The sequence below is a fragment of the Qipengyuania atrilutea genome, from assembly GCF_013370205.1.
GTDB classification, from domain to species: Bacteria; Pseudomonadota; Alphaproteobacteria; order Sphingomonadales; family Sphingomonadaceae; genus Actirhodobacter; species Actirhodobacter atriluteus.
This window is the reverse complement of sequence record NZ_JABWGV010000001.1, coordinates 709668-721852: the sequence shown is the minus strand read 5'-3', so window position 1 is coordinate 721852 and position 12185 is coordinate 709668. Positions and strand designations below refer to the sequence as shown.

Below are 12185 nucleotides of genomic sequence, written 5' to 3'. Positions count from 1 at the left end.
AGATACAATGCGTCACGGAATCAGGCAGCGTAAATTGGGCCGCAAGTCGGGCCACCGCACGGCGATGTTCCGCAACATGGCGGCAGCGCTGATCAAGCACGAGCAGATTACGACCACCGTACCGAAGGCGAAGGAACTGCGTCCCTACGTCGAAAAGCTGATCACGCTGGCAAAGCGCGGCGGTCTTTCGAACCGCCGGCTCGCGCAGTCGCGCCTGCTCGACGAAACGCAGCTCAAGAAGCTGTTCGACGTTCTGGCCGATCGCTATTCCGACCGTGAAGGCGGCTATACGCGCATCATCAAGGCCGGTATCCGTGCCAGCGACAGCGCGCCGCTCGCGATCATCGAACTGGTCGAGCGTGACGTAGAAGCGAAGGGCATGGACAGCGGCCCCGTCACGACCGCGGACGAGGACGAATACGAAGACGCGTAAGCGCTTTTGCAAAAACGAGATCACCGAAAGGGGCCGTGGGAGCAATCCTGCGGCCCCGCTTTTTTGCGCATTCACTTTTAGCGCGCCTTCACCCGCGACGTGCTCGCGGCGCTGGGGATTGAGCCGCACGCGGATTTGCAATTGAGCGCCATCTCCTTACATCCGTAACCAGTTCAGTTTTCAACCGGAGACCCCCATGCGCATCCGTCATCTTCTGCTCGCGGTAAGCGCCGCCACGCTCCCCCTCGCTCCGCTTGCAGCACAGGATATCGAAGTGCCCGAATACCCAGAAACGACGACCGACGGCACGAGCGAAGAGATTTTCGGGCAGACAGTCGCGGATCCCTACCGCTGGCTGGAAGATGACGTGCGCGTCAATCCGGAGGTTGCAGCCTGGGTCGCCGAGCAGAACAAGGTCACCGACGCGGTCCTTTCGCAGTTGCCGCTGCGCGATGCGCTGAAGACGCGCATTACCGAGCTCACCGATTACGAACGCTTCGGCCTGCCGACCGAAGAGGGCGGACGCTACTTCTACAGCCGCAACGACGGATTGCAGAACCAGTCGGTGCTTTATGTCCGCGACGGACTGGACGGCGAGCCACGCATGCTCATCGATCCGAACGAATGGTCGGACGACGATGCCACGGCGCTCGCCGGCTACGCCATTACCGATGACGGCAGCAAGCTTGCCTATGCCATTCAGGACGGCGGGAGCGACTGGCGCACGGTCAAGGTCATGGACGTCGCCACGGGCGAGGTCATGGACGACACCGTCGAATGGGTGAAGTTCTCCGGGATGGACTGGGCCAAGGACGGCTCCGGCTTTTACTACAGTCGCTTCCCGGCAACGGGCGAGGGCGAGACCTTCCAGGCGCTCAATACGAACCACACGATCTATTTTCATGAGCTCGGCACCGACCAGAGCGAGGACCGGATGATCTTCGCACGGCCCGACATGCCCGAGCTCAACAACGTCGGCACGGTCAGCGAAGACGGACGCTGGCTCGTCGTGACGAGTTCCAGCGGCACCGACGACCGCTACGAAGTCGCGCTGGTCGATCTGGAGCGTCCGGATAGCGAGCCGATGGTCCTCGTGCCGGGCTTCGAGAACAATTACTCCTACGTCTCTAACATGGGCAGCCGCTTCTTCTTCGTGACCAACGACGGCGCGCCGCTGAAGAAGGTCGTGAGCATCGACATCACGCAGCCGGACGCTGGCTGGACAACGGTCATCCCCGAGCGCGAAGAAACGCTCGAAGGCGTGTCGCTGACCGGCGGTCACCTGGTTGCAAGCTATCTCGTCGATGCGAAGAGCAAGATCGAAATTTTCGACCTTGCAGGCAATTCGGTGCGCGAAGTCGCGCTTCCCGGCATCGGCAGCGCGGGCGGCTTCGGCGGCGATCCGCAAGACGGCGAGACATTCTACTATTTCAGCAGCTTCAACCGGCCGACGACGATTTATCGCTACGATGTCGAGACTGGTGAAAGCGAAACCTGGGCCGCGCCCGAAGTTGCCTTCAACCCCGACGACTTCGTGGTCGAGCAGCGCTTCTACAATTCGAAAGACGGCACGCGCGTGCCGATGTTCCTAGTGCGCAGCAAGGAAGTGGCCGAAAGCGGCGAGGCCGTGCCGACGCTGCTCTATGGCTACGGCGGCTTCAACATCTCGCTGACGCCCAGCTTCTCTCCCTCGCGCATCGCTTGGCTCGAGCAGGGCGGCGCTTACGCGGTCGCGAACCTGCGCGGCGGCGGCGAATACGGCAAGGCGTGGCACGATGCAGGACGGCGCGCGAACAAGCAGAACGTGTTCGACGATTTCATCGCCGCGGGTGAGTATCTGATCGCCGAAGGCATTACGCCGGAAGACGGGCTCGCGATTCAGGGCGGCTCTAACGGCGGCCTGCTCGTGGGCGCAGTAACCAATCAGCGGCCCGACCTGTTCGCTGCGGGTAACGCGGCAGTGGGCGTGATGGACATGCTGCGCTTCGACCGGTTCACTGCCGGGCGCTATTGGGTCGACGATTACGGTTATCCCGACCGCGAGGAAGATTTCGCGATCCTGCGCTCCTACTCGCCCTATCACAATGTTGCCGACGGCAAGGACTATCCGGCGGTTCTCGTAACCACGGCAGATACCGACGACCGCGTGGTTCCGGGGCATAGCTTCAAATATACCGCTGCGCTTCAGGCCGCCGATCTCGGCGAGAAGCCGCAGGTCATTCGGATCGAGACTCGCGCGGGGCATGGGTCCGGCAAGCCGACCGACAAGGCAATCGAGGAAGCCGCCGACATCCTCGCGTTCCTTGGGGAATATGCCGGTTTGGAGCCGAAGACCTCCGGAAACTGACGCAATGCAGGCGTTCAGATAAGTCAGTCCTTAGCTGAACGCTAGATTTCCGCCGAGTTCAGGCTCATCTCACCGGGTGTGTCCTATAACGCAGATGAAGCCGGACAATCCCGCGCCGGCCAGATGCGAGGACAAGCCTCATGAAGAACCTGACAAAAGCCTTTTTCGGCACCGTCGCAGCTGGCGCGATGGCCGCGACCGCGGTCACCCCGGCCTCTGCTGCCGACCGTTATCGCGACCGCGATCGCGGGATCGATGCTGGCGATGTTATCGCCGGTGCAGCCGTGATCGGCGGGATCGCCATTCTCGCAGGAGCGCTCGGCGGACGCGATCGTGACCGTTACGACTACCGCGACCGCCGCTATGGCGATCGCTACGACAGGCGCTACTCGCGCTACGACGATCCGCGCTATGCGGTTGAGCAATGCGTTGCCGCGGCTGAGCGCGATGCGCGCCGCTACGGCTACCGCGGGGCGGACGTGACCCAGATCCGCGATGTCGACCGCTCACGTTACGGTTACCGGGTGAAGGGCCGCATGGTCGTAGACGAGAACAACTACGGCTACCGTTCGAGCCGCTACGACCGGTATGACCGCTACGATCGCCGTTCGCGGTACCGCGACCGCGATTACGACACGGGTAACTTCACGTGCAGCTACGAACGCGGACGGATTACCGACTTAGACTTCAGCGGTATCCGCGGCCTTCGCTAAGACACGAGATTGGCCTTCGGGCCGATGAGACTGGCTAGCCCGGTTCAGGAATGTTTCATTCCGGCCCGGCTAGCCGTTTTTTATTTGTCGCCCGCGTAGCCAAACGCAGCGCATCGAGAGGTTAGTGCCATGAAACGAAGGATTGGAAAGTTCGCTACCGTCCCGGCGATGGTCGCCGCGGTTTCTCTTGCCGTTCCCGCCGGCGCCGCGCCGCTGCGGATCGATACCGCGCGCACGGCCCAAGAGGTCGATACGTCGTGGCACGACGATGCGCAGACTGCGGAGCGTCACCGCCGCAATCGCGGTTACCGCGACCGTGGCACGAGCGTCGGCGACGTGCTGACCGGTGTGCTCATCATCGGGGGGATCGCAGCGATCGCCAATGCAGCCACCAAGAACCGGGACCGGGACTACCGCTATCCGGAGCGCGACGAGCGCTACCGCGATTACCCGCGGACGCGCGACAGCGGGCTCGACAATGCAGCGGAGCTTTGTTTAGCGGAAATCGAGCGCGACCAGCGGGTTGAGAACGTCGACAGCGTCGAGCGCACGGCGGAAGGCTGGTTCGTCCGCGGCCGGCTCTACGACGGCGCACCGTTCACTTGCGTCATCGGCCCCGACGGGCGGATCGACGACATCGACTACGGCGCTTCGGCATCGCGCGACGACGACGAGGGCGATTACGAAGATCGCGACGACCGCGAGTACGGTCTCGACGATGGATATGCCGCAGCGCCTGCTCCCGGACAGTGGGATGATGCGCGCTACGAGGCAGCGCGCCGCGATGCGCTGGTCGGCGGACCCGATGCTCCCGCGCGCGCAGAACCGCGCGACGTACCCACGCTGGACGGTCCGCAGCCTGCCTATCCGGGCGGTCCGCTACCGGGCGAGAAAGGCTACGAGGAGCCGGACACCGGGTCGATAGCCTTCGCCCCGTAACGCGCGTTCAGGCTTTACCGCGCCGATCGTAGGCCGGGAGGGAAAGGCTCCAGTAGATCGCTGCCGTTCGAAGTGCGAAGCCTGCGAGCGCGGCGCATAGCCAGACGGCGCCGCGCGGTGCAGGCAGATAGGACCCGGCCACGCACAGGCTCGCCGACAGGGCGGCGGCGGTCACGTAGATCTCCGGCCGCATGATGATCGACGGACGTCCTGCGACGACATCGCGGATGATCCCGCCCGCGCAGCCGGTGATCACGCCCATCAGTATCGCGGGAATCGGCGGGATCCCGTAGCTGAGCGCCTTGGCAGAGCCGAGCACGGCATAGGCGGTGAGGCCGAGCCCGTCCGCGAGATCGAGCAGCCGCCCTTCCCACCAGGCCGATGGCGTGAACCATGCCACCAGCGCCACCGCGAAGCAGACGACCGACACCCACGGATCGACGATCCAGAACACGGGTGCGCCGATCAGGAGGTCGCGGATCGTGCCGCCGCCGACTCCGGTGACGAGCGCGAAGAAACCCATCGTCACGAAGGTCTGCTTCTCCCGCGCGGCGAGCAGCGCGCCGGTGAAGGCGAACACCGCGACGCCGGCCAGATCGAGCCAGTCGAGCAGCGGGGTGAGGACAGTTTCATCCATTGGCGGGCTTCGGCCGGGCCTTGCGTCGCCGGAACAGGAGCACCGTGCCCATCACCACGCCGATCGACGAGAGCGCGGCGAACAGGATTAGCACCGGATGCGAGGTATCCTCGCGTGTTTCGAGGTCCATGATGTGCAGTCCCCACGCGAGATCGAACAGCCGCCAGAACGGGGTACGCACCGCCAGAATGTCGCCGGTAGCGGGCGCGACATAGACGTTCGTGCCGTCCGCGAGCTTCACCTGCCAGGAATCGACCGGCTGCCGCAGATCGAGCGGCGCTTCGTCCGCGGGATAGAAGCGCGCCGCGTCCACCTCGCTGCCGCCCACGATCTGCCGAGCGACCACGGTCCGAGCGCCGATCTCGTTCAGCGCCGGGATAGACCGGCCGCTTTCCGAATAGCGTTCCACCGTGCCGTCCATGTAAGTGACGCGCGTTACCGCGAGACTGCCTTCCATCGCGATCGACAGGCTCCTCACCGGCTTCTCGAGCTGCGAGAGGTCGGCAGCGATTGCGGCGTTAGCGGGGAGGGGCGCTTGCGGAATATCCTGCCGCAGATGCGTACCGCGCACGTCCTCGATCGGACGCGACACCATGAGCAGCCCGGTTAGCGTCCAGATGATCAGCGGCACGCCGATCAGCCAACCGAGCCAGATGTGCCACTTGGCGAGTTTGCGCATCGACATCGGCGGACCCTTCCTCATGCTGCCGCCGGGCGCCTTACTAGGCGGGTGGCGGGCAGGGAAGGCGTATCAGTTCTTCGCGAACAGGTTTTCCGGGTTCGCCATCGCCTTGATCTCGAGCGCATTGCCGGCAGGATCGCGGAAGAACATCGTCGCCTGTTCGCCCGGCTGCCCGCCGAACCGCACGGTCGGAGCGATCACGAATTCGGTTCCCGCTTCGGTCAGCCGCTCTGCCAGCGCAGACCACGCATCCATGCCGAGCACCAGTCCGAAATGCGGAACCGGAACGCCGTGCCCGTCGACGTGGTTGCTCGCGGCATCCCCGCTGCGGACGGGCGCAAGATGCGCGACGATCTGGTGACCGTAGAAGTCGAAATCGATCCACTCGTCAGACGAGCGCCCTTCCGCGCAGCCGAGCGTTTCGCCGTAAAAGCGCCGTGCGGCGGCAAGATCGTCGACCGGGAAGGCAAGGTGGAACGGCGGCATAACTCGGGCCCTGCTCAGGCGTGGATCGGCTTGCCCTGAACCGCCATCGCCGCTTCCTTGATCGCTTCGGAATGCGTCGGATGCGCATGGCAGGTGTAGGCGATGTCCTCTGACGTCGTGCCGAACTCCATTGCCTGCGCGGCCTGCGCGATCATCGTGCCGGCGAGGCTGGTGATGATATGCACGCCGAGCACGCGGTCGGTTTCCGCGTCCGCGATGACTTTCACGAACCCGTCGGTATCGCGGTTGGTCTTCGCGCGGCTGTTCGCCATCATCGGGAACTTGCCGATCTTGAGCGTATGACCCGCTTCCTTGGCCTCTTCCTCGGTCAGTCCCACGCCAGCCATTTCGGGCATGGTGTAGACGACGCTGGGAATGATCGCGTGGTTCACGATGCCGGTCTGCCCGGCGATGTTCTCCGCAACCGCGATGCCTTCGTCCTCGGCCTTGTGCGCGAGCATCGGGCCGGGGATGACGTCGCCGATCGCCCAGACCCCGTCCACTGCGGTGCGGAAGTCGTGGTCGGTCTCGATCTGGCTGCGCTTGTTGAGTTCGAGGCCGATCGCATCGAGCCCGAGATTCTCGGTATTGGGACGCCGCCCGATCGCGACCAGAACGTGGCTCGCCTCGATGGTTTCCTCATCGCCGCCATCGGCAGGCTCGGCCGTCAGCATGACCTTGTCGCCGTCAACCTTGGCGCCGGTGACCTTGGTCTTGAGCTTCAACTCCATACCCTGCTTCTTGAAGATCTTGCCCGCTTCCTTGCGGATGTCGCCGTCCATGCCGGGAAGCAACTGGTCGAGGAACTCGATCACGGTCACTTTCGCGCCGAGCCGCCGCCATACGCTGCCGAGTTCGAGCCCGATGACGCCGCCGCCGATCACGACGAGGTGTTCGGGCACTTCTTCCAGCTTCAGCGCGCCGGTGCTGTCGACGATGCGCAGCTTCTCGTTATCGACTTCGACATTCGGTAGCGGCGTGACGGACGAGCCGGTGGCGATGACGATGTCTTTCGCGGTGACCGTTTCGTCGCCGACCTTGACGGTATGCGCGTCCTGGAAGGTCGCGTGACCCTTCTTCCAGTCGACCTTGTTCTTCTTGAACAGAAATTCGATGCCGCCGGTCAGTTCGCCGACCGCCTTCGACTTTTCGGCCATCATCTGCGTCAGGTCGAGCTCGACGCCCGAAGCCTTGATGCCCCACTTCGCGAGGTGGCCGTCCTCGGCCTCCTCGAACAGTTCCGAGCCGTGCAGCAGCGCCTTCGAGGGAATGCAGCCGACGTTGAGGCAGGTTCCGCCGAGCGTCTCGCGGCTTTCCGCGCAGGCGGTCTTCAGACCCAACTGCGCCGCGCGGATCGCAGCGACATAGCCACCGGGTCCGGCACCGATGACAAGAACGTCGTAATCGTATTCAGCCATTTCTATCCTTCCGCGGGTGCAGCTTCACCGTTTTCCCGCACACATTTCTGTAGCACTTGCTCGATCCGCGCACGACTGATGTTCAGATCACCGTCGGCAGTGAAATCATCCGCAAAATCATCGGCAGAGCATTCGCAGGCTGCCGTGATACGCTCCGCAGCAATCCCGGAGCTCTCCGCAACACCCTGGCACTGGTTCAGATATTGCGTGCGAACTTCACCTTTCAAGGCATCGCCTGCCATCTCCGTAGCCACGTCGCATGCCGACACGCTGACGAGAACGATAATACCGAAGGCGATCCTGTGCATCTATCCGGTCCTTACAGGTCGATCAGCATCCGGGTGGGATCCTCGATCGCTTCCTTGATGATCTTGAGCGCGGTCACCGCCTCGCGCCCGTCGATCAGGCGGTGGTCGTAGCTGAGCGCGATGTACATCATCGGGCGGATCACGATCTCGCCGTCGACGACCACGGCACGGTCCTCGATCCGGTGGAGGCCGAGCACCGCGCTTTGCGGCGGGTTGATGATAGGGGTGGACATCAGGCTGCCGAACACGCCGCCGTTCGAGATGGTGAAGGTGCCGCCCTGCATGTCCTGCATGGTCAGCGTGCCATCCTTGGCGCGCTTTCCGAAGTCGGCAATGTCCTTCTCAATTTTAGCGAAGCCCTTCTGGTCGGCATCGCGGATCACCGGCACGACGAGGCCGCCCGGCGCGCTGACGGCAACCGAGATATCGACGTAGTCATGATAGACGATCTCGTCGCCTTCGATGTAGGCGTTGGCCGCGGGAATATCCTTCAGCGCGAGGCAGGAAGCCTTCGCGAAGAAGCCCATGAAGCCGAGCTTGATGTCGTGCTTCTTCGCGAACAGGTCCTTGTATTTTTCGCGCGCTTCGATGACCGCGCTCATGTCGCAGTCGTTGAAGGTCGTCAGCAGAGCGGCATTGTCCTGCGCCGACTTCAGCCGCTTGGCGATCGTCTGGCGCATCCGGGTCATCTTGACCCGCTCCTCGCGGCGTTCGCCGCCGGAAGTGCCGGTATCCGCAGTCTTCGCCTGCTGCGGCGCAGCGTCCTCGACCGTGCCGCCGCTCTTCTTGTTCTTGGCCGCTTCAAGCACGTCTTCCTTGGTCAGACGCCCGTCCTTGCCAGTGCCGCTGATGGTAGAGGGGTCGAGCCCGTGTTCGAGCACGGCGCGGCGCACCGCGGGCGAAAGCGTCTGGTTCGCATCGGACGAAAGTGTTGCGGAAGAGGACGGCGCGGATGCGCTTTCCTTCGCCTGCGCATCGCCTGCGCCCTTGGCCTTGCTGTCGTCCTTCGCTTCGGAAGCCTTGCCTGCTTCGTCGCCTTTCGCAGCAGGGGCAGCGCCGGCTTCGACCAGCGCAATCACCGCGCCGACCTCGACCGTATCGCCGACGGCGACGCTATGTTCCTGCAGTACGCCGGCAACGGGGGAGGGCACTTCCACCGCCACCTTGTCGGTTTCTAGGCTGGCGATGGGCTCGTCCTGCGCCACCGCGTCGCCCGGCTGCTTCAGCCATTCGCCGATCGTCGCTTCGGTGACCGATTCGCCGAGCGTGGGTACTTTGACTTCCTGAGCCATGTCGTTTCCTTAAGCCTTGTTCTTCGCGGTCTTGCGCCGCTGCGCCCGCCCGCCATCGGCGAGACCGAGCGCGATCGTGACGAGTGCATCCTGCTGGACCTTGTGCCGCATTGCGAAGCCGGTCGCGGGAGAAGCCGCCGGTTCGCGTCCGGCGTAGATCGGCCGCATGTCTTCCTTCCCGGCCGCTTCCGCCGCTTCCTCGATCAAGCGGTCCACGAAGAACCACGCACCGTTGTTCTTCGGTTCTTCCTGGCACCAGACGATGTCTTCGAGATTGGTCATGCGCGCGATCCGCTTCGCCAGCGGTTCACCGGGGAAGGGATAGAGCTGCTCGATGCGCACGATCGATACATCCTCCAGGCCCGCTTCGTCGCGCCGCTCGATCAGGTCGTAGGCGACCTTGCCCGAACATAGCACGAGGCGGCGCACGTTATCGTCGGCGATTTCCTTCGTATCGCTGACGATGCGGCTGAAATGCCCGTCATCGAGGAACGCCTCGCGCGGGCTTTTCGCCATCGGATGCCGCAGTAGCGACTTCGGCGTCATGATGACCAGCGGCTTACGGAACGGGCGGAGCATCTGCCGGCGCAAAACGTGGAAATAGTTCGCCGGCTGGGTGATGTTGCACACTTGGATGTTGTCGTTCGCGCACAGCTGCAGGAAGCGTTCGAGCCGGGCGGAGGAATGCTCCGGCCCCTGACCCTCGTAACCGTGCGGCAAGAGCAGCACGAGGCCGTTCGCGCGCAGCCACTTGACCTCGCCGCTCGCGATGAACTGGTCGATCATGATCTGCGCGCCGTTGGCGAAATCGCCGAACTGCGCTTCCCACATCACCAGCGTCTTTGGATCGGCAAGCGAGAAGCCGTATTCGAAACCGAGCACGCCGTATTCGGACAGCGGGCTGTCGTAGACCTCGAACTTGCCGTGCGGCAGCGTGGCGAGCGGAAGATACTTGTGCTCGTCGGTCTGGTCGATCCACATCGCGTGCCGCTGGCTGAACGTGCCGCGGCCCGAATCCTGGCCCGACAGGCGCACGCCGAAGCCCTCGGTGACGAGGCTGCCGAAAGCGAGCGCCTCCGCCGTCGCCCAGTCGAAGCCTTCGCCGCTGTCGAACATGGTCTTCTTGGCATCGATGATCCGGCCAAGCGTTTTGTGAATGTCGAGATCGTCCGGAACGGTCGTCAGCGTGCGGCCGAGGCTGTCGAACAGCTTGCGCGGAATGGCCGTTTCGACGTTCCGGCGCGCGGTTTCGGGATCGGCCGGCTTGCTGAGGCCCGACCAGCGCCCGGCAAACCAGTCCGCCTCGTTCGCGCGGTAGCTGTCGGCGGCATCGAACTCTTCCGCGAGGTGACTGGTGAATTCCTCGACCACACCCTTCGCGAAGTCCGCGTCGATCTCGCCCTCGTCGATCAGGCGCTGTTCGTAGATCGCCGACACCTTCGGATGCGCGCGGATCGCGTCGTACATCAGCGGCTGCGTGAATTTCGGCTCGTCGCCTTCGTTGTGGCCGAAGCGGCGATAGCACCACATGTCGATCACGATGTCGCGGCGGAACGTCTGCCGGTATTCGATCGCGAGCTTGCAGGCGAAGGTCACGGCCTCCGGATCGTCGCCGTTGACGTGCAGGATTGGCGCCTGAACGCCCTTCGCCACGTCAGACGGGTAGGGCGAGGAACGCGCGAACTGCGGGCTCGTCGTGAAGCCGATCTGGTTGTTTATGACGAAGTGGATGCAGCCGCCCGTGTTGTAACCGCGCACGCCCGAAAAGCCGAGGCACTCCCACACGATGCCCTGACCCGCGAAGGCGGCGTCGCCGTGGATGAGGACGGGCAGCACTTCGCCGTGCGCCGCGAGATCGTCGCGGAACGCCTGCTGCGCGCGCGTTTTGCCAAGCACGACCGGGTTCACCGCTTCGAGGTGCGAGGGGTTGGGCACCAGGCTCATGTGGACCTGGATTCCGTCGAACGTCCGGTCGGTACTGGTGCCGAGGTGGTACTTCACGTCGCCCGAACCGCCGACGTCGTCGGGGCTGGCGCTGCCGCCCGAAAACTCGTGGAAGATGACCTTGTAGGGCTTCCCCATCACGTTCGCGAGCACGTTCAGGCGGCCGCGGTGAGCCATCCCGTAAATGATCTCGCGCACACCGAACTGGCCGCCGTATTTGATGACCGCTTCGAGCGCCGGGATCATGCTTTCGCCGCCGTCGAGGCCGAACCGCTTCGTGCCGACGTATTTCTTGCCGAGGAAGTTTTCGAACTGCTCGCCGCGGATCACGGCGGACAGGATCGCGCGCTTGCCTTCGGGCGTGAACTGGATGGTTTCTTCGGGCGTCTCGAACCTGTCCTGCAGGAACCGGCGTTCCTGCGTGTCCGAGATGTGCATGTATTCAAGGCCGACATCGCCGCAGTAGGTCGTGCGAAGAGCACTGTAGAGTTCGCCAATCGCTACCCAGCCGAAGCCGAACACGCCGCCGATATAGACTTCCAGACTTTCGTCGCCGTCGAAGCCGTGACCGGCAAGCGTCAGGTCTTCGGGAATGTCGCGGTGCGAAAGGCCGAGCGGGTCAAGATTAGCAGCCAGATGACCGCGCACGCGGAAGGTGCGGATCAGCATCATCGCCCGGTTAGAATCGTCGGCCGCGCGCTGCAGCGCGTCCTCGTCCATGACCTTTCCGGCTTTCTTCGCGGCTTCGGCCACGACCAGCTTCATCGCCGACGGGTCGAGCGCCTGCGTGAGATCGTCCTCGCTCTCGCCGCCGACGAGCGGCCACTTCGCGCGCGCCCAGCTCGGTCCGGCCTGCGCCTCGCCCTGGTCGCCCATCTCGGGGAGGAAATCGTGCTGTTCGTTACCCATCGGGATATTCCTTGGCGCCGCCGCTGCGGCTCTTCACCCTAACCAATCGGCGAGGGCGGCGGTTGCTCCCAAAGAGT

Annotated in this window: 11 protein-coding genes; 4 read left to right on the top strand and 7 right to left on the bottom strand. The window is 63.9% G+C overall.

The window, feature by feature from the left end; all coding sequences use genetic code 11:
• Nucleotides 1-7: 7 nt before the first annotated feature.
• From rplQ to HUV48_RS03505, 4 genes are all read left to right on the top strand, one after another.
• Nucleotides 8-433, top strand: a complete 426-nt coding sequence (rplQ, locus tag HUV48_RS03520) for a 50S ribosomal protein L17 (protein ID WP_176266364.1) — start codon at nt 8-10, stop codon at nt 431-433.
• 196 nt (nt 434-629) lie between these two features.
• On the top strand, nt 630-2780 hold the full coding sequence (locus HUV48_RS03515) for a prolyl oligopeptidase family serine peptidase (protein ID WP_176266363.1): 2151 nt from the start codon (nt 630-632) through the stop codon (nt 2778-2780).
• A 140-nt stretch (nt 2781-2920) separates the two neighbouring features.
• Nucleotides 2921-3493, top strand: coding sequence for a hypothetical protein (locus HUV48_RS03510; protein ID WP_176266362.1), 573 nt, complete (start codon nt 2921-2923; stop codon nt 3491-3493).
• A 129-nt stretch (nt 3494-3622) separates the two neighbouring features.
• Nucleotides 3623-4432 carry a hypothetical protein gene (locus tag HUV48_RS03505; RefSeq protein ID WP_176266361.1) on the top strand — a complete coding sequence of 270 codons (810 nt, stop codon included), beginning with the start codon at nt 3623-3625 and terminating at the stop codon, nt 4430-4432.
• Between the two features lie 7 nt (nt 4433-4439).
• Here the strand turns inward: HUV48_RS03505 and HUV48_RS03500 are convergent, their stop codons facing one another.
• The 7 genes from HUV48_RS03500 to HUV48_RS03470 form a co-directional block, all read right to left on the bottom strand.
• Entirely contained in the window at nt 4440-5069 is a 630-nt protein-coding gene (locus HUV48_RS03500; RefSeq protein WP_176266360.1) for a trimeric intracellular cation channel family protein, read from the bottom strand.
• Complete coding sequence (locus HUV48_RS03495; RefSeq protein ID WP_225871496.1) at nt 5062-5754, bottom strand: PepSY domain-containing protein; 693 nt, start codon at nt 5752-5754, stop codon at nt 5062-5064. The genes HUV48_RS03500 and HUV48_RS03495 overlap by 8 nt, the downstream gene beginning before the upstream one ends.
• Nucleotides 5755-5820: 66 nt before the next feature.
• Nucleotides 5821-6237, bottom strand: a complete 417-nt coding sequence (locus HUV48_RS03490) for a VOC family protein (RefSeq protein WP_176266358.1) — start codon at nt 6235-6237, stop codon at nt 5821-5823.
• 14 nt (nt 6238-6251) lie between these two features.
• Nucleotides 6252-7655 carry a dihydrolipoyl dehydrogenase gene (gene lpdA, locus HUV48_RS03485; RefSeq protein ID WP_176266357.1) on the bottom strand — a complete coding sequence of 468 codons (1404 nt, stop codon included), beginning with the start codon at nt 7653-7655 and terminating at the stop codon, nt 6252-6254.
• A gap of 2 nt (nt 7656-7657) precedes the next feature.
• Nucleotides 7658-7963, bottom strand: a complete 306-nt coding sequence (locus HUV48_RS03480; protein ID WP_176266356.1) for a hypothetical protein — start codon at nt 7961-7963, stop codon at nt 7658-7660.
• An 11-nt stretch (nt 7964-7974) separates the two neighbouring features.
• Nucleotides 7975-9255, bottom strand: a complete 1281-nt coding sequence (gene odhB / locus HUV48_RS03475) for a 2-oxoglutarate dehydrogenase complex dihydrolipoyllysine-residue succinyltransferase (RefSeq protein ID WP_176266355.1) — start codon at nt 9253-9255, stop codon at nt 7975-7977.
• Between the two features lie 9 nt (nt 9256-9264).
• On the bottom strand, nt 9265-12108 hold the full coding sequence (locus HUV48_RS03470) for a 2-oxoglutarate dehydrogenase E1 component (RefSeq protein WP_176266354.1): 2844 nt from the start codon (nt 12106-12108) through the stop codon (nt 9265-9267).
• Nucleotides 12109-12185: the final 77 nt, after the last annotated feature.

Coding starts and splice junctions, on each gene's coding strand:
- lpdA (WP_176266357.1), bottom strand. CDS start 7,655: ATGGCTGAATACGATTACGACGTTCTTGTCATCGGTGCCGGACCCGGT.
- HUV48_RS03480 (WP_176266356.1), bottom strand. CDS start 7,963: ATGCACAGGATCGCCTTCGGTATTATCGTTCTCGTCAGCGTGTCGGCA.
- HUV48_RS03510 (WP_176266362.1), top strand. CDS start 2,921: ATGAAGAACCTGACAAAAGCCTTTTTCGGCACCGTCGCAGCTGGCGCG.
- rplQ (WP_176266364.1), top strand. CDS start 8: ATGCGTCACGGAATCAGGCAGCGTAAATTGGGCCGCAAGTCGGGCCAC.
- odhB (WP_176266355.1), bottom strand. CDS start 9,255: ATGGCTCAGGAAGTCAAAGTACCCACGCTCGGCGAATCGGTCACCGAA.
- HUV48_RS03505 (WP_176266361.1), top strand. CDS start 3,623: ATGAAACGAAGGATTGGAAAGTTCGCTACCGTCCCGGCGATGGTCGCC.
- HUV48_RS03495 (WP_225871496.1), bottom strand. CDS start 5,754: ATGTCGATGCGCAAACTCGCCAAGTGGCACATCTGGCTCGGTTGGCTG.
- HUV48_RS03470 (WP_176266354.1), bottom strand. CDS start 12,108: ATGGGTAACGAACAGCACGATTTCCTCCCCGAGATGGGCGACCAGGGC.
- HUV48_RS03500 (WP_176266360.1), bottom strand. CDS start 5,069: ATGGATGAAACTGTCCTCACCCCGCTGCTCGACTGGCTCGATCTGGCC.
- HUV48_RS03515 (WP_176266363.1), top strand. CDS start 630: ATGCGCATCCGTCATCTTCTGCTCGCGGTAAGCGCCGCCACGCTCCCC.
- HUV48_RS03490 (WP_176266358.1), bottom strand. CDS start 6,237: ATGCCGCCGTTCCACCTTGCCTTCCCGGTCGACGATCTTGCCGCCGCA.